Annotated in this window: 13 protein-coding genes and 3 pseudogenes; 10 read left to right on the plus strand and 6 right to left on the minus strand. The window is 60.3% G+C overall.

Annotated features, from left to right (window positions below; all coding sequences use genetic code 11):
- The first annotated feature begins 105 nt into the window (after positions 1-105).
- Together FXB38_RS38195 and FXB38_RS38200 are read left to right on the plus strand one after the other, a co-directional pair.
- The gene (locus FXB38_RS38195) at positions 106-1,191 is read left to right on the plus strand and encodes an SMP-30/gluconolactonase/LRE family protein (RefSeq protein WP_148756092.1); all 1,086 of its coding nucleotides are present in this window, start codon (positions 106-108) and stop codon (positions 1,189-1,191) included.
- Positions 1,192-1,305: 114 nt separating this feature from the next.
- Positions 1,306-2,409, plus strand: coding sequence for an ISAs1 family transposase (locus tag FXB38_RS38200; RefSeq protein WP_148756093.1), 1,104 nt, complete (start codon positions 1,306-1,308; stop codon positions 2,407-2,409).
- A 173-nt stretch (positions 2,410-2,582) separates the two neighbouring features.
- On the opposite strand, the pseudogene FXB38_RS38205 reads toward FXB38_RS38200, so the two are convergent.
- A pseudogene (locus tag FXB38_RS38205) lies at positions 2,583-4,684 on the minus strand (S9 family peptidase).
- 379 nt (positions 4,685-5,063) lie between these two features.
- Between FXB38_RS38205 and FXB38_RS44200 the strand changes: the two are divergent.
- From FXB38_RS44200 to FXB38_RS44210, 3 genes and pseudogenes are all read left to right on the plus strand, one after another.
- Complete coding sequence (locus FXB38_RS44200; RefSeq protein ID WP_246230444.1) at positions 5,064-5,357, plus strand: PAS domain-containing protein; 294 nt, start codon at positions 5,064-5,066, stop codon at positions 5,355-5,357.
- Between the two features lie 48 nt (positions 5,358-5,405).
- A complete protein-coding gene (locus tag FXB38_RS44205) occupies positions 5,406-5,741 on the plus strand; it encodes a diguanylate cyclase (protein ID WP_246230446.1) in 336 nt (111 codons plus the stop codon).
- Positions 5,742-6,090: 349 nt separating this feature from the next.
- Positions 6,091-6,692 (plus strand): annotated as a pseudogene (locus FXB38_RS44210) (EAL domain-containing protein).
- A 193-nt stretch (positions 6,693-6,885) separates the two neighbouring features.
- Here the strand turns inward: FXB38_RS44210 and FXB38_RS38215 are convergent.
- Positions 6,886-8,580, minus strand: coding sequence for a PAS-domain containing protein (locus FXB38_RS38215; RefSeq protein ID WP_148756094.1), 1,695 nt, complete (start codon positions 8,578-8,580; stop codon positions 6,886-6,888).
- Positions 8,581-8,837: 257 nt separating this feature from the next.
- Here FXB38_RS38215 and FXB38_RS44965 point away from each other — a divergent pair, with 257 nt between their 5' ends.
- From FXB38_RS44965 to FXB38_RS38240, 3 genes are all read left to right on the plus strand, one after another.
- A complete protein-coding gene (locus FXB38_RS44965) occupies positions 8,838-9,062 on the plus strand; it encodes a hypothetical protein (protein ID WP_187435440.1) in 225 nt (74 codons plus the stop codon).
- A gap of 795 nt (positions 9,063-9,857) precedes the next feature.
- Positions 9,858-10,244, plus strand: coding sequence for a MarR family transcriptional regulator (locus FXB38_RS38230; protein ID WP_246230448.1), 387 nt, complete (start codon positions 9,858-9,860; stop codon positions 10,242-10,244).
- Between the two features lie 1,089 nt (positions 10,245-11,333).
- Positions 11,334-11,594, plus strand: coding sequence for a hypothetical protein (locus tag FXB38_RS38240; protein WP_246230450.1), 261 nt, complete (start codon positions 11,334-11,336; stop codon positions 11,592-11,594).
- 190 nt (positions 11,595-11,784) lie between these two features.
- On the opposite strand, the gene FXB38_RS38245 is transcribed toward FXB38_RS38240, so the two are convergent.
- From FXB38_RS38245 to FXB38_RS38260, 4 genes are all read right to left on the minus strand, one after another.
- Positions 11,785-12,411, minus strand: coding sequence for an anthranilate synthase component II (locus FXB38_RS38245; RefSeq protein WP_148756099.1), 627 nt, complete (start codon positions 12,409-12,411; stop codon positions 11,785-11,787).
- Complete coding sequence (pabB, locus tag FXB38_RS38250) at positions 12,408-13,802, minus strand: aminodeoxychorismate synthase component I (RefSeq protein ID WP_187435441.1); 1,395 nt, start codon at positions 13,800-13,802, stop codon at positions 12,408-12,410. The genes FXB38_RS38245 and pabB overlap by 4 nt, the downstream gene beginning before the upstream one ends.
- Before the next feature lie 113 nt (positions 13,803-13,915).
- Positions 13,916-14,275 (minus strand): Dabb family protein, encoded by a 360-nt coding sequence (locus FXB38_RS38255; protein WP_148756101.1) that lies wholly within the window; start codon positions 14,273-14,275, stop codon positions 13,916-13,918.
- Between the two features lie 144 nt (positions 14,276-14,419).
- Positions 14,420-15,055 carry a GntR family transcriptional regulator gene (locus tag FXB38_RS38260; protein ID WP_148756102.1) on the minus strand — a complete coding sequence of 212 codons (636 nt, stop codon included), beginning with the start codon at positions 15,053-15,055 and terminating at the stop codon, positions 14,420-14,422.
- 203 nt (positions 15,056-15,258) lie between these two features.
- Between FXB38_RS38260 and bioB the strand changes: the two genes are divergently transcribed.
- Both bioB and panD read left to right on the plus strand, forming a co-directional pair.
- A complete protein-coding gene (gene bioB, locus FXB38_RS38265) occupies positions 15,259-16,254 on the plus strand; it encodes a biotin synthase BioB (protein ID WP_148756103.1) in 996 nt (331 codons plus the stop codon).
- A 51-nt stretch (positions 16,255-16,305) separates the two neighbouring features.
- Positions 16,306-16,634: pseudogene (gene panD / locus FXB38_RS38270) on the plus strand (aspartate 1-decarboxylase); the annotation flags it as partial.
- Positions 16,635-16,684: the final 50 nt, after the last annotated feature.

Consider the following 16,684-nt stretch of genomic DNA (forward strand, 5'->3'; position numbering starts at 1 on the left):
GAGTTGAGAAAGTTGGGCTAGGCCGTCCGCCGGGACGATTCACATCGAGAAACAGGCCGGCGTAACGCAAGCGCCGGTCTCAATTTAAGCAGGGGAGGAATTCCAATGAATCCGACACGACGCAATCTCATGGCCGGCGCTGGTGCAGCTGCCGCTTCCGCGCTTCTCGCTCGCGCCGCCGGCGCCCAGTCGTTCCCGTTCACGCCCAACCAGCGCTACCCGGATCCCGCCGTCCAGATCCTCGATCCCGGCTTCGCAAAATACCGGCTCTATTCCTCGACGCTCGAGCAGGTCGCGACGGGCATGCGCTGGGCCGAAGGTCCGGCCTATTTCCCCGAAGGCGGCCATCTTCTGTTTTCCGACATTCCCAACAACCGGATCATGAAGTCCGGCGAGAAGACCGGGCAGACCAGCGTGTTTCGCGCCAGCGCCAACTACGCCAATGGCAATGCGCGCGACCGCCAGGGCCGCCTCGTCAGCCGCGAACGTTCCGTCACGCGCCGCATGACCCGCACCGAGAAGGACGGCAAGATCACCGTGCTCGCCGACAAGTTCGAGGGTAAGCGGCTAAACGCGCCGAACGACATCGTGGTGAAGTCCGACGACAGCATCTGGTTCACCGATCCGCTGTTCGGCATCAATGGCGAGTGGGAAGGCAAGAAGGAGAAGGCGGAGCAAGCCACCACCAACGTCTACCGCATCGCCAGGGACGGCAAGCTCACCGCCGTCGTCACCGACCTCGTCAATCCGAACGGCCTCGCATTCTCGCCGGACGAGAAGAAGCTCTATATCGTCGAGTGGAAAGGCACACCCAACCGCAGCATCTGCAGCTACAACGTCGCTGATGACGGCAGCCTGAGCGGCAAGAGCAAGCTGATCGACGCCGCCGACCAGGGCGCGCTCGACGGCTTCCGCGTCGACCGCGATGGCAATCTCTGGTGTGGCTGGGGCTCGAACGGCGCGCTGCAATCCGAACCCGCCGATGTCGGTGGCCGCAAGGTCTTCCAGCTCAGGTCCGATGATCTCGACGGCGTGATGGTGTTCTGCCTCGAAGGCAAGCCGCTCGCCTTCATCAAGCTGCCCGAGCGCTGCGCCAATCTCTGCTTCGGCGGCCCCAAGAACAATCGCCTCTATATGGCAAGCAGCCACTCCATCTACGCCCTCTACGTCGAGGCGCATGGCGCGGTGTGAGTTTTCGCCTCTCCCCGCTTGCGGCAGGGGAATCGCATATGGATTTGCGGGCTCTATTGCGTTGTTTTGCAGGATGGATTCTGAGAGCGACTCCCACAAGGCGGAGGGAGTCGCATGGGGAAGTTCAAGAAGGCTTTTCGGCGGTTGTCGGACCCACGTGCGGCGAACGCACGACACGATCTGCTGGAGGTACTGGTTATCGCCTTGGCGGCGGTCCTGTGCGGAGCAGAGACCTGCTCGGACATGGCGGAGTTCGGACAGGCCAAGGAAGACCTGCTTCGGCTGTTTCTGCGCCTGGAGCACGGGATTCCCAGCCACGACACTTTCAGTCGCGTGTTCCGTCTGCTCGAGCCGGAAGCCTTCGAAGCCGCGTTCCGGCGCTTCATGGCGGCGTTTGCCAAGGCCAACCGGCTCAATCTCACCGGAGTGGTCGCGGTCGACGGCAAGGCGCTGCGGGGCGCCTTCGAGCGTGGTTCGCGCTACGAGCCTCTGCACCTGGTCAACGTCTTTGCGGTGGAGGCGCGCATGTCTCTTGCCCAGCAGAAGGCTCCCGGCCGCAACGAGACCAAGGGGGCGTTGGAGGTATTGGCGCTGCTGTCCCTCGAAGGCTGCATCGTCACGGCCGACGCGTTGCATTGCCATCGCGCGATGGCCAAGACGGTGCTCGAGCGCGGTGGCAACTATGTGCTGGCGATCAAGGCCAACCGTGGACCTCTATTCAAGGCCGTGGTTGGGCAGTTTGCACGCTCCGGCAAGCGCAGCGCCGTCAAGACGGTCGAGCCGTCCACCCACGATCGGCGCGAAGCGCGCCGAGCAACCATTATGCGCAATACCAGCCTGGCTGCCGTCCACGGCTTCCCGGGCGTCGTTGCAATCGGTCGCATCACCTCGCGCAGGCAGTTGCAGGGCAATCGTGCCGAACCGCCGGTCGTGCGCTACTACCTGCTGTCCAAGTCCATGTCCGCCAAGCGACTGCTACAGGTCACGCGCAGTCATTGGACCATCGAGAACCAGCTCCATTGGGTGCTCGACGTCAACTTCGACGAGGACGGCAACCGGGCGAGAATGGACCATGCTCCCGAGAACCTCGCCGTCCTGCGCAGGCTCGCGCTCAACATCCTTCGATCTTGTCCCGGTCCCACCTCCATACGTCGAAAAATCAAGCGCGCAGGATGGGACGACAGCTTCCTCCTCGCCCTGTTCGGCCATATGCGATAGCCCTGCCGCTTGCGGGGAGAGGCCGGAATGCGCGCGGGACGCGCGGAGCCCGAGTGAGGGAGACCCTCCGCGAGTCTCTGTGTCACCGTCTTTGCGGAAGCAGTCCCTCACCCCAACCCTCTCAGCGCGAGCGAAGCTCGTCGCGCCCCCGTAAGAACGGGGAGAGGGAGATGTCAGACCTCCGCCTCCGCCATTCCCGCCGCCCACAGCGCGAACGCGTACACGATCGCCACCTCGTCCAGCCGGTTGAAGCGCCCCGAGGCGCCGCCGTGGCCGGCGCCCATATTGGTGCGCAGGAGAACCGGGCCGCCGCCGCTCATGGTGGCGCGCAGGCGCGCGATCCATTTCGCCGGCTCCCAATAGGTGACGCGCGGATCGGTCAAGCCGCCCATCGCCAGGATCGCCGGATAATCCTTGGCCGCGACATTGTCGTAGGGCGAGTAGGACAGGATCGTGCGAAAATCCGTCTCGCTTTCGATCGGATTACCCCATTCCGGCCATTCCGGCGGCGTCAGCGGCAACGAGTCGTCGAGCATGGTGTTGAGCACGTCGACGAACGGCACTTCGGCGACGATGCCGGCGAACAATTCGCCGGCGCGGTTCGCCACCGCGCCCATCAGCATGCCGCCGGCTGAGCCGCCGTGGCCGACGATGCGCTTTGCGCTGGTGTACTTCGCGTCGATCAGCGCGCGCGCTGGCAGCAAAGTCGTCGAACGAATTCGTCTTCTTGTCGCGCTTGCCGTCGAGATACCAGCCCCAGCCCTTGTCGGCGCCGCCGCGGATATGGGCGATGGCGTAAACAAAGCCGCGGTCGATCAGCGACAGGAGGTTGGCGCTGAAGGAGGCCGGCATCGCCATGCCGTAGGAGCCGTAGCCGTACAGCAGGAGCGGCGCCGCGCCGTCGAGCTTCAATCCGCGGCGATAGAGGATCGAGACCGGCACCTCGGCGCCGTCATGCGATTTCGCCATGATGCGGGTGGTGACGTAGTCGGCGGCGTTGTGGCCGGACGGAATCTCCTGGCGCTTGCGAAGCACCCGCGTCCGCTTGGCCATGTCGTAGTCGTAGACTTCCGACGGCGTCGTCATCGACGAATAAGCAAAGCGCAAATTCGTCGTGTCGAATTCGTAGGAGCCTATGGTGTAGAGCGAGTAGGCCGCCTCGTCGAAGGCGATCGCGTGCTCTTCGCCGGACGCAAGATCGCGGATCACGATGCCCGGCAGCGCGTTGGCGCGCTCCAGCCGCACCAGATGGCCGGCATAGAGATCAAGATTGATGATGTAGATGCCGGGACGGTATGGGATCAAGTCGCGCCAACTCGTGCGCTCGGGAGATGCGAGCGGCGCGGTGACGATCTTGAAGTCGATGGCGTCATCGGCATTGGTGAGGATGAAGAGCTCGTCGCCGCGGTCGGCCCGAATATTGCACGCCCTCCTCGCGCGCCGCGACCAGGCGCGGCGGCGCCTCGGGGTTTTCGAGATCGATCAGCCGCTGCTCGGAGGTTTCGTGATCGCCGCCCGCGATCACGCAGAAGAGCCCGCTGGTGCTCTCGTACAAATGGGTGCGCCAGCCGGAATCCTGCTCCTCATAGACCAGGGTGTCGTCGGTCTGCTTCGTGCCGAGCCGGTGCCGCCACACTTGCATGGGCCGGTGATTGTCGTCGAGCCTCACATAGAAGAAGCTTTTGCAGTCCTTGCTCCAGACGATCCCGCCGTCGGTCTCCTCGACGAGGTCGTCAGAATCCTTCCCCGTCGCCCAGTCGCGCACCCGGATCGAGAAATATTCCGACCCCCTGGTGTCGGCGCTCCAGGCTTGCAGCTTGTGGTCGGGCGAATGCCGGCTGCCGCGGAAGTTGAAATATGTGTGGTCTTTTGCAAGCGCATCGCCGTCGAGCACGATATGGCTTTCGCCGCTGTCGCGCGGCATGCGGCCGAACAATTCATGCTGCCCGCCCTCGCGGAATTTGTGGAAGTAAGCGAACGACCCGTCCGGCGACGGCACGCTGGAATCGTCCTCCTTGATGCGCCCGCGCATCTCGCGCGCCAGCGTCTTCTGGAGCGGCGCGGTGTGACCGAGCAGGCTCTCGGTGTAGCCGTTCTCCTCGTCGAGATATGCGCGGATGTCGGGATCGAGCACGCCGGGATCGCGCAGCACCTCCTGCCATTTGTCATCCTTCAGCCAGGCATAGTCGTCGCTCATGGTGATCCCGTGCAGCGCGAAGGAATGCGGCCGGCGAGGCGCGATAGGGGGCAGGGACGATTTTTGGGCTTGTGTCACTCGATCCTCATTCAGGTTGCAGTCATTCACCTCGCCCCGCTTGCGGGAAAAGATCGATCGCGAAGCGATCGGGTGAGGGGACTCTCCACGAGCCCAGCTCCCACCATCTTTCGCTGAGACAGCCCCTCACCCCGACCCTCTCCGCGTAAGAACGGGGAGAGGGAGAGGAAGGAGGCGCGCCGTGCCGCCTTATATCGTCCCGATTCCGCGAATTGCCAGCGCGGCTGCGCCAGCTTACGGGGACAAGCCGCCGGGGTGTTGATCACGACATTGTATGCTTTAGGGCAAGAGGAGCGATCGCTCGCTAACCGCTTGCTCACTATGAGCCTACCAAGATACTCCCACGAACACTATCTGCCCGGGCGACCGGTGGATCCGAGTGGAGGAGCGACGCACGGACAATGGAGGCAGTATCGGCGTCCGGATCGATATCACCGACCTGAAGCGCCGGGAGGCATCGTTCCGTCTCCTGTTCGAGGAGAATCCGCTGCCCATGTGGGTGGTCGATACGGCAACCCGGCAATTGCTCGCTGTGAACGCAGCGATGTGCCGACACTACGGCTACCGCCGCGGGGATCTTCCCCTCATGTGCGAGCCGCAGCTCGAGTGCGAAGGATCGGATGGCGCCGCCGAATTCGAACTGCACAGAACCGCTTGCGGGGATGTCATCTAGGTCGCCATCGAGTCTCGTCCGCCCCACTACGACGGGCGCCCAGTGCACGTGCGTAGCGTTCGACGTCACCGAGCGCAATCGCGCCCAGGAGAAATCAGCTATCTAGCCTCCCACGATGTTCTGACCGAGCTGCCCAACCGGACCGCCTTGGATGAGCACCTCTTGGCCGCGGTCGAACGGGCCGAGCGCACCGGGTCCCGCTTCGCTGTCATGTGCATCGACCTCGACCACTTCAAGGAGATCAATGATCGGTTCGGTCATGCGAGTGGAGATGCCGTGCGCGAGACGTCCCGGCGGCTTCAGGAAGCTGCGCAAGGCTGCTACGTGGCGCGGGTGGGCGGCGACGAGTTCATCGGTATTCGACCAGGTGCTTTTGCCGGCTGACTGCATTCGAGGAACCGATCGAAGTCGATGTCATGCTCTCAAGCTGGATCTCTGGCGTCGGCGTGGAACTGTTTCGGAGAGATGCGGACAACGTCGTGTCTCTGCTCGCGAACGCCGATGCGGCGCTCTATCGGGCCAAGCACGAGGGCAGGGGCGCGATCCGCCTGTTCACGAGCGCCATGGACCAGCAGCTTTAGGACCGTCGCGCGCTCGAGCATGATCTGCGGTTCGCCGTCGAGCGCGGGGAGCTCTATCTCGATTATCAGCCGCAGCAGCACCGCGATGGCGATACGAGGCCCTTGTCCGGTGGCGGCACCCGGAGCGTGGAATCGTCGCTCCCGGAGAATTCATCCCGGTCGCGGAACGAGGCGGTTCGATTGCACAGATCGACGACTGGGTGCTGATGGAGGCCTGCCGGGAGGCTGCATCGTGGGACCGACCCTTCAGGATCTCCGTCAACGTCTCGGCCGCGCAATTCCGCAGGGAAAACCTCGCAAGGCGCTGCGTGACAGCGGGCTCGCGCCGAGCCGCCTGGAGCTCGAAATCACCGAAGGCGTCCTGATTGAGAACGTCTCGCGCGCCAAAAAGACGATGCAATCGCTCAAGAGCCTCGGTATCCTGATCGCGCTCGACGATTTTGGGACCGGGTATTCCTCCTTGTCCTACGTCGAGGCATTCCCCCTCGACAGGATCAAGGTCGACCGGTCGTTCGTCGCCTCGCTCGGACAGAGCGAGCGATCATTGGCCATCGTTCACGCGGTCATCGAGCTTGCCCACGGTCTTGGCGTACCGGTTCTTGCGGAAGGGATCGAAACAAAGCTCCAGATGTCGCTCCTTGTCGAGGAGGGCTGTGACGAGATGCAGGGTTACTTGATCGGACGTCCGCAGCGCCTTGCGGCGGAAGGTCGCTCCAAGCCGAGGGTCCCATCTCTCATGCAGTCGGCCTCATAGGGGAGATTGCGCGGGCTCGACAAAGCTGTCCTCAGCATTCGGCATCTGATTGAAGAAGCCGGACTGAGGTCCAGTCCACCGTTATTGGTGCGAGGCTGCCAGCAGGCCGCTACCGCAAGAAATCAGGTCGATCTGCACGGCTTCAACATCCGCCTGGCGCATTCGCCTGCCGGGAGGGTAACGTAAGGCGCTGCTAGGCGGCGGTCCCAACCTGATCGGAGAGGTCTTCGATCATGCTCACGAACATGTGCGAGTCCTCCCCATGGCTGCCAATCTGCAAACGTCTCCACGAGATGACCTGGCGGCCACGAACTGGATTGTAGATCGTATCGACAATAGGCTCGAGCTGCTGGCTTTGCGCAAGTAGCTGCTGGTCGCGCTTTTCGATCAGTTCGGCCGTTTCCGGGGAAAACAATTCGCGCGCGGTCTTGCCGACGAGGTCGCTGCGCGACATGCCGATCTGCTGTTCGGCCGCTTTGTTGATGAACAGATAGCGCAGACTGCGCGCGTCCTTGGCGATGATACCTTCGCGCACGTTCTCGACGACCGTGGCGAGCAGCCGTTCGGTGCGCTCGAGAATACGCTCCTTCTGCCGCTGTTCCGTGACGTCCTCCTGGACGGAGACCCAGCCACCGCCATCCATAGGGCGTTCAAAAATCTTGACGATCCGGCCGTCGTTTAGCATGATCTCGTAAGCTGCCGGCTCCCTCTTGGCGATGCGAACGAGAATGGCCGAAAGGTACGCTTTGATGTCGCCGCTGAACAGCCCGCTTGCAACCCGGTGCAGCAGGATCTCCTCGAGCGAGGACCCTGACTTGATGGTCTCGGGCAGATTATACATCCGGCAATATTTGCTGTTCATTGCGATCACACTTGCCTTGCCGTCGAGCATGATGAGGCCTTGCGGCATGCTGTTGATAGCGGCGGAGAGCTGCCACTTTTTGACCTGGTACTTGTCGTTGAACGCGTCGCGCTCGGCCATCGCGGCGTCGCGCTGCTTGCTGAGGTCAAATTCAAGTTGTTCGAGTTCAAAAACTTGAGCGACAGCATCGCGGAAGTTCCGCACGCCGCGCGCCAGGCGGCCGATTTCGTCCTGGCGTCGCAGGTGCGGCACCTCGCTTCTGATGTCCCCGGTCGTGATACGATCGGTTGCCTGGGCAATGTCTAGGAGCCGCGCCAGCACCGAGTCCCGGATCACGAGAACATTGAGCGCGGCAAGCACCAGCGCCGCCAACCCCAGCATGAACAGGTACCATGCCGCATAGCGATTCTGTTCGGCGAGCCCATCTGCTTCGCGAATGCGTTCGTTGTAGCCGCGCTGCAACGCTTCCAGATCCGCATTCAGCCTGCTGCGAACCGTGCTGCTGGCCTCGGTGTCCCCAAACTCGCGGGCGGCTGCGGGGCTAATGTCAAGGGCCCGGCGCACCAACTCCTGGCGAAAATCGATGAATTGGGCAATGCGCCGTTTGAGGGCTGCGAACTGTTCGAAGTCTTCCGAACGGACCGTAGGCTCCCAGCCCTTCATCACCTCCGCAAGCTCGTGGTTGCGCTTGAGGATTCCGTCCGCGAACTCTTTCACCTTGGCTCGTTCGGTGGACATGTAGATGCCGCGTGAATCCATCACTATCGCATAGATGGATGCGTTGACCAGTCCGGAATTGATCGCCGCAGCAGCGGAGGAGGCCTGCATATTACGATAGGAATTCTGCAATCGCACGGTCTGGATAGACATAATCAGAAGAAAGGTCGTAACAATTCCCAAAAACCCGGCGATCGCATAGACTTTCTCGGCTACTGTCAGGTCGTCGGCCCCGCGCGCAAAGCGGATATATTTTTTCAAAAGCCGCACGACGGGCCCGGCTCCAAAGCCTGCTATCGCAGCATTCATGACACATCCCAGCCTAAACCTATCCGATTATCCAACCTTAAGGTTGTGCCGTTTACGGTGGGGCGATGTGCGTTGAGGATCGGCTGGCGTCGGAGAGCACGTCTTCGAGGGAGACTTGGGCGTGCGCATCCCCGCGTAGACCGCGGGCTCATTGGATTATTCTGGCGGCGAGCGCTTAGGCGGCTCCGGGCTTTCCTATACATCCGGACGAGTTCGATCAGGTTTTCGATTCCGAAGTCAGTTAAGGCCTGCATGCCATGTTCGCCGGCGACATAGACCCAGATTGCGCCATGTTCGATCTCCATTTCATTGGCGACGTCTGGCAGCCAGTCTTCATCCTCGCCAAGTTCCTCGGCAACACGCTTGATGCTGGTAACGTGACGAACCTTGCTGACGTGCATGGTTACACAGCTCAAGCGGCGATCGCTGATGCCAGCCTCCAATCCCAGGGAAGCAGTCCGTCCAGCCGATCAACTGGATGAGCAGAGAGGGGCCACACGAGCGACGGCTCACTTCATGTGAAGACGAAGACAAGCAAGCTCGAGCAGAGTAGCGCAATTCCGGCTGCGGTCAGCCCTAGGAAACTGCTGGAGACAAGATCATGACTGCCCATGAACGACCTCTGCGGCGAGGAATAGAGATCGGCAATCGCCGCTTCGTTCCCTTTCCAGCCTATCTTGAGATTATTATTCGAATGACGCGCACAATTCCTGCTGGTCTCGCGGTAGGGCGCAGTTTTCCAGCAAGATGAAGCGACAGTTCGCCGCGTTGCGGCGGGCATCCTCGTTTAGGTGCTATCGCCTGCAAACAGATCGCGCCCTGTGACCGGAGCGTAACTGATGTAGTGTCGCGCCGGCGCGCGACACTACGGATCGAGGTCTTCCTTTGAATGTTCATTTCGCTGCCTGCTATCATTGGTGAAGCCAATAGGTTAGTTAGCAGTAGCCGCCGACATGTAGACCGAGGATCTCGTTGGGAGTCACATACTTCGGACCACTTCTAGGCATTCTCCGACAGTCTGACCGCGTGACGCTTGAACAGGATCCGCCCAACAAATTGTTTGTTTCGTGGCCCTTGTCAGCGCGGACTAGCTTTGGGCAGGGTCCTAACATTGGGCGGCACCGCATTTGGCTAAGCAAGCAACACAAGGGGGAAATGGCTCTGCTGAGAGTCAGGAGCTCGTGCGGCGATTAACGTTGGAGATCAGATCCCTCAACGTCTGCTTGGAGGATTTCCTTCACGTCCGAGCCGAGTCACTCGGCATTAGTGGAACACAATTGGCGATCTTGATGGCGGTGACGGACTTAGACAAGGATGGGGGTGCTCCGGCCGGCGTGGTCGCAAAACTGATGAAAGTCGACCCATCCTTCATCACGCTACATTCGAAGGCGCTGGAGAAAGTCGGATTTGTGCGGCGCAAGCCCGGTGTCAGAGATGCTCGGGTCGTCCAGCTGTCGCTAACGGACAAAGCTCGTAAGCGTCTCGCGAACATCGCTGCACAACAGGAGGAACTGGATCAATTCGTTTTCGGTGAGCTTGGCATTGATGGATTGACGAGACTGTCTAGCCGGCTTGCAGGACTCAGGAAGCGGCTGGAGAGAGCTCGCCTCAAAGCCGAACTGGACACCGGCGCAGTGTCAGCCCGAGGGAGGGGCCGACGTTAGAAGGGAGGCGCTTTGGATCATTAACGGTTGCTTGAATCGAGTGCCGCCATGCCCTCATGTGAGGCACCGTCATCATGAGGCGCACATCGGCTCCTCGCGCTGTCGGGGCAGTCGAAGCGCGACAACTAGAGTTACCATTTGTGTAGCGCGAGCTAATCGATTTGGGCCGACTTAGGAACCGTAATTTCCGAGTCACCGTTCGATGGGGCACCGATCTACAAGGAGCGCCAGGATCCGAAGAGTCTTTACAACGGAGATGGTCGCATAGGTGAGGTGAGACGTCGCAGCAGCAAGTATGGCGAACACGATACTAGCGCATTTGCCATGCGATTCTTGCGCGGCTCGTGCAGCTTTTCCGGCAAATGGTGGTTGCAGTCCGGCGTCGCAATCAAGACGGATTCGGTGTGAGGCCAGAGTTCTCCGCGGATCTCAGATTTCTGGCGTCCCCAACCCGTTGCACGCGGTCCAGTTGCTAAGCGTCTCTGTGTGGAATAGCAAAGCTCTTACAGATCGTGATGAAGGCCGTCTTTGCCTCGGTATTCTCGAAGCAAAAATGCGCCCCTTGGTCGCCCCGCTCAATCGACCAGTCGATTTTGCTAGCTCGTGCAATGCGCGACGCCTCTTCGCGCAAGTGATCCAATTGCTTCCCGTGGGCCCGGACAATCACACAATCTGTCATTTGGAACTCTCACTAACTCAAACGTCCAGTTCACAATGTAACGCCGCGCTTCACCGCCGGTTGATCTTGATGAATGCCTCTTGCACTTGTCGTGATATGGCTGACCCACGGCGAGGCAATACCATTACGCGCTTTGATGCAAGCCATCCGAATATATATGTCGGGGCCGATTGCACATGATTTGAAAGGAGGGCGGCCGTAATCTGTTCCGGACCCCGCATCCTGTTCCGAGTGGAAACCGCGTCGACCTGCGTTAAGCTTCCTGAACGGCAAAACTAGAAAACGACGCGTTTTGGGTCTAGGATCTTGGCTGCCGGGGCTGGACTGCATTCATTCACGATACGCATTTTAAACCCGGAAGGCCGCCGGCGATATTGTCGGCGGCCTTTTTCAGGGATAGGCGAATGAAGATGAAGGGACTCGACGCGCTCGTCGCTGAAACGATGGCGTTCGCCAAGTCGCTGGAGGTGGAGATCGAGCGGCCCCGCTCTCTGCCGAAAAAAGTTGTCGAGCCGGGTTGCCTCAGCTTGCCCGACTATGGCGGCAGCGAACGCGATGATATCCGAAAACGGGTCGAGAGCTTCAAAGCGCAGCAAGAGCGCTTCATGCGCGAGCGCGAAGAGTATGCCAATTCTCTGCTGCGTCGGATCAGGTCGATCACGAAATCTTAGACGAGCTCAAGCTCGCTGAATCTTCGCGCTTGAGGTGGATGGCCGACTCTCAAGCGCGAATTGGCAACCAGAGACGGCGCCAGGGCCGGTGGAGAAGAACTCAAGAAGCGCTTTCCCATGCTTCGGTGCTTTGGCTAATCGCCATCTACGTCACGGGTTGGCGGCCGAGGCCGCGCGCTCATGGCGCGCTTCACGAGCCCGGAACGTGAGCGGACCAGGTAGGACGCGTTCTCGAAGGTCTTGGCCTGGATCCGAGCAGCAAGAAGTTCGCCAGCAGCAGATGGCCGTGCTGGGTCAGTACTGATTCGGGATGAAACTGAACGCCGTAGGTTGGTTGCTCGCGATGGGCGAGGGCCATGATCTCGCCCTCTTCGGAGCGCGCCGTCACCGTGAGATCGGGAGCGCACGAACCGTCCAGCTCGACAATGAGGGAATGGTAGCGGCCGACGCGAAGTGGAGAGGGAAGTCCATCGAACAATCCTCGACCGTCGTGCGCGATGGATGAGGAGCGGCCGTGCATTGGACGGCGTGCACGTCTCACACTTCCGCCGAAAGAACTCCCGATACACTGATGTCCGAGGCAAATCCCAAGAATTGGGACGAAACCCGAGAGCTCCCGGACGACGGCAGTCGATATTCCGGCCTCCGTTGGTGTGCATGGGCCCGGCGATATGACTACGGCGCGTGGTTTGAGTTGAGCAAGATCGCTGACGCCGATGGCGTCGTTTCGGATCACCTCGGTTGCCTCGCCAAGCTTGTGGAAGTAGCGGGCAATATTGAACACGAAAGAGTCATAGTTATCGATGATGAGGATCACGATGCACCATGACCGTCGTCGTCAAATGCATCGAAGATGCGTTGCGCCTTGGCGATCGTCTCGTCGTATTCGGCCCCGGGGTTTGACATCGCCGTTATTCCGCTCCCTACGTGAAACGCTGCCAGATCATCGCTGACAGTGACGGTGCGGATTGCAATGTTCGTATCCATGTACCCGCTGAAGCCAATAAACCCAATCGCCCCGCAATAGACGTCTCGCGCCACACGCTCAATTTCCGCGATAATTTCCATCGATCGCACCTTTGGCGCCCCTGTAATGGAGCCGCCGGGAAAGCAAGCTTGAAGCAGGGTAATAGCGTCTTGGTCGTCTGCAAGTTCACCCGTAACGATCGATACGAGGTGGTGCACTGAGGCATAGGATTCGAGGCCGCACAGCACTGGAACGTCGATCGAATGTGGGGTGCAAACGCGCGACAGATCGTTGCGCATGAGGTCGACGATCATAGTATTCTCGGCACGGTCCTTTTCGGACGCGACTAGGATTTCAGCGCGACGCTGGTCTTCCTTGGAATCAGCAGAACGCGCGATCGTGCCTTTGATGGGGCGCGTCTCGACCTGTCGTCCGTCAAGCCTCAGGAATCGTTCCGGCGAGCTCGATGCAATGGTGAGCTTGCCGTAGCGCAGGAGGGCTGCAAAGGGTGCCGGGTTCAATGACCGCAGCTGGCAGTAGAAGGCAAGAGGATCAAATGAGGTCGACAGGCGGGCGCTGAAGCGCTGCGCAATGTTAGCCTGGAAGACCTCTCCAGCCAGAATCAAGTCGATGACGCGCTGTACCGCCGCAATGTAGCCCTCACGGCTGAAGTTCGAATGCCATGCGGCGGCTCGGCCGGGGGAGTCGTTCCCCGACGTCTTTGGGCCCGCAAGCAATGCTGCAAACTCGTCGGCCCGACGGCGTGCGCGCTCGGCGCGACGTGCGGGATCCTGCTCCGGCCATCCGGTAGAAACGACCCAGCATCTATCGTCATGGTGGTCGTAGCTGACTACCACATCATAGAAATGGAGGATGGATTGGGGCAAACGCTGACCGGGAATCGTCGGCGCCGACAATCGCTCCAGAGTCCTGTTCAGATCGTAAGCAAGGAAGCCGGCCGCGCCTCCCTGGAACGGCGGGAGATCAGGACGATGCTTTTGCGGATACTTGGCGAGCAGGGTGCGAAGGATTTCCCATGGATCGCCCTCGAGAGCCTCTCCGTTGCAACTCGCTTGTCCGTCCGCGACGATGTAGGTGCTGAACGGGTCGCAGGTCAGATATGAGTAGCGCCCGAGCAACTCATGCCTTGCTGCGCTATCGAAAAACGTGAGGTGTGCTCGATGCGCGAGACATCGCATCGCTGTGACCGGCTCAATCCACTGCAGCTCGCGGACGTGCATGGGACTGTCAGTCACCGATGGGCGTGCTATGAGGCGTGCTCCGATTGTAATCCCGACCCCAACGAGAGCGACGCTCGTCTGGGACCCGCAAGCTCTTGAGATCGATTGTCAGGTTAACCCCCGCCAGTGGACACAGTGCGCCGAGTAACTTGGCTCTTCGCTGCCGTTGAGGCCAAACGCGCATCTGTTGATACATTGTAGTCCGCCGCGAACCGTAGCTCCCGGAGCGGTCGTACCCGCCTGATCGATTCCTGGTACAGATCATGCGCCTTGTAAGCTGCGAGTTCCGTCTCGTTGTCGAACTCACCATAGACCACAACGTCGACATCGTTGCCGAGCTCGTCGGTCTTGCGATTGCGAGCAACCTCGAGCCGGCGTGCATGTGTGATTGTGGTGAGTACCGATAGGCCTTCGATGATTTGGTCGATATGGGCCTTATCCTTGGCGGTGAACAAGACGATGTGACGAATCATGGATAGCCGTTAGTGATTTCGGAAGTAGGTCGCATGACTACCTTAGGATCGAGGCCGCCGCAACGCTCGCCAAGGCGGTCGGTGGTTTGACGCCCTTGCGATGGTCTGCGGTTTTCAACGAAGCTCATCCGATCCTGTTTCTGCTCAGGAAGCGGGAAGGGCAAGGCGCTCAATCGTTTGAATGTGGCGTGCGAGCAGGTTACAGGCTTGATCGACCTTGCGCGCTCGCAGTGCCTGCAGAATCAGGCGGTGATCCTGGTTGGACCGTGGTCGCCAGCCGACACTTCGCGCCATCGCGAACACCAATCGTGAATTTGCGAGTTGTAGTCCGTCAAGGCTCGCGAGCAGGCGCGGCATCGCGCAGGGCGCCACCAGCGCGTGGTGAAAGGCGCGGTTGGCCGTCTCAAACTCCTGAATGGTCTGGGCATTGTCTGCTTCAATCAGGGCGAGCTCGATCCGAGCCAAATGGGCGGATGTGAGTATTGGAGCTGCATTGCGCAACGCGACAACTTCGAGCGCAGCACGCATCTCGGCGATCTCCTTCACTGAATTGGTGTCGAGCGGGGCAACCCGCACACCGCGACGGCGCACAGCGACGACAAGGTGTCGGGCCTCCAGTTGCCGAAAAGCCTCGCGCACCGGGACGTGGCTGGAATTGAATTCCCGCGCGACATGATCCTGCCGGAGCGGGACGTCTGGCTGCAGCGCGCCGCTGATGATGCGCTCACCGATTGACTCCGCAATGCGCACCGCGATTGTCGTGTTCTCGTCAGTCATCATAGATTATCTATCATTGCCTCTCCGTCGATGATCGGCATAAGGCCCACTCGCTTTGCAGGATTTCTGCAATCCCTGCAGACTTTCGCGGTCTTTGGGCGTCGGCATACGGTTATGTTTAATGTTGGAGAGGCAAAGAAGGCAGGAACGGGCGGCCACATTATAGATAATCGCCAAGATTATCTATTATAAGGAAGGCGAGACTTATGGTTGCTGCCACGGGAGTGGAACTGAATGACGGGGGCAACAGCGCGCCGGTCCGCCATGACTGGCAGCGCGCCGAGGCCGAAGCACTCTATGGCCTGCGGTTTGCCGACCTGATGTTGCAGGCGCAGAGCGTTCATCGCAAGAACTTCGATCCAAACCACGTCGAAACAGCAAGCCTGCTCAGCATCAAGACCGGTGGCTGTCCGGAAGACTGCGGCTATTGCTCGCAGAGCGCGCACTACGACACCGGCCTGAAAGCCACCCGCCTGATGGATCGCGCCGAAGTGGTCGCCACCGCCCAGTGCGCCAAGGACGCTGGCGCGACGCGCCTCTGCATGGCCGCGGCCTGGCGCAGTCCGAAAGACCGAGATCTCGATCAGGTCTGCGACATGATCAGCGCTGTTAAAGACCTTGGCATGGAAACCTGCGTCACGCTCGGCATGCTGACGTCGAAGCAGGCCACCCGGCTCTCCGAGGCCGGGCTCGACTTCTACAATCACAACGTCGATACCTCGCCCGAGTTCTACGACAAGATCATCACCACCCGCGCCCTGCAAGATCGCATCGACACACTAGCACACGTGCGCGACGCCGGCATCAAGGTCTGTTGTGGCGGTATCGTCGGCATGGGTGAGTGCGTCGAGGACCGGCTCGGCATGCTCGTGCTACTCGCCAATCTTCCCAGCCATCCGGAAAGCGTGCCGATTAACCTGTGGAACGAGGTTAAGGGCGTGCCAGTCAATGACACCGCGGAGCGTCCCGATCCGATCGCACTGGTGCGCTTGGTCGCGACCGCCCGGATCATGATGCCTAAGAGTGTCGTGCGGTTGTCCGCTGGACGGAAGTATATGACCGATGAACAGCAGACGCTGTGCATTTTGGCCGGCGCGAATTCGATCTTCATCGGCGATGTGCTGTTGACCACCAAAAACCCGCGGCGCGACCGCGACGCGAATTTACTGGACCGGCTCGGCGTCACGTCCGGGCTTGCCTGATTGAAGCAGCTCAACGAGCACGCTGTGCGCAAACTCCGGTTTAGGTGAGAAATGCAGATTGCGTTGATGAAAGGCAAAATCCTTCGCGCCTCGGTGACTGAAGCCGATCTGCACAGTGATGGCTCAATTTCGATTGATCGTGCGCTGCTGGATGCGGCAGGATTCCTGATCAACGAACGCGTCGAAACTACAACATCGAAGCCGGAGCGCGCTTCGCCGCCTATGTGGAGGAAGCCCCCGCGGATCTGGCACCATAGATTTGAACGGAGCCTGCGCGACTCGCGATGCCCGGAGACGAAATTATTATCGTTGCATATGCCTCCTTTGATGAAGCGGAAGCGAAACTCTTCAGACCGCGCGTTGTGGTGGTTGACCGAGAAATCGCATCTTGTCAGGTTGAAAGCCAAGAGCCCGATGCTTTGTTCTTTGC

The organism is Bradyrhizobium cytisi, from assembly GCF_008123515.1.
Classification (GTDB): Bacteria; Pseudomonadota; Alphaproteobacteria; order Rhizobiales; family Xanthobacteraceae; genus Bradyrhizobium; species Bradyrhizobium cytisi.

What these genes read in the sequence shown, in the direction of transcription:
- FXB38_RS38200 (WP_148756093.1), top strand. Translation starts at nt 1,306, where the DNA reads ATGGGGAAGTTCAAGAAGGCTTTTCGGCGGTTGTCGGACCCACGTGCG.
- bioB (WP_148756103.1), top strand. Translation starts at nt 15,259, where the DNA reads ATGGTTGCTGCCACGGGAGTGGAACTGAATGACGGGGGCAACAGCGCG.
- FXB38_RS44965 (WP_187435440.1), top strand. Translation starts at nt 8,838, where the DNA reads ATGTTCGCCGGCGACATAGACCCAGATTGCGCCATGTTCGATCTCCAT.
- FXB38_RS38255 (WP_148756101.1), bottom strand. Translation starts at nt 14,275, where the DNA reads ATGATTCGTCACATCGTCTTGTTCACCGCCAAGGATAAGGCCCATATC.
- FXB38_RS38260 (WP_148756102.1), bottom strand. Translation starts at nt 15,055, where the DNA reads ATGATGACTGACGAGAACACGACAATCGCGGTGCGCATTGCGGAGTCA.
- FXB38_RS38215 (WP_148756094.1), bottom strand. Translation starts at nt 8,580, where the DNA reads ATGAATGCTGCGATAGCAGGCTTTGGAGCCGGGCCCGTCGTGCGGCTT.
- pabB (WP_187435441.1), bottom strand. Translation starts at nt 13,802, where the DNA reads ATGCACGTCCGCGAGCTGCAGTGGATTGAGCCGGTCACAGCGATGCGA.
- FXB38_RS38195 (WP_148756092.1), top strand. Translation starts at nt 106, where the DNA reads ATGAATCCGACACGACGCAATCTCATGGCCGGCGCTGGTGCAGCTGCC.
- FXB38_RS38240 (WP_246230450.1), top strand. Translation starts at nt 11,334, where the DNA reads ATGAAGGGACTCGACGCGCTCGTCGCTGAAACGATGGCGTTCGCCAAG.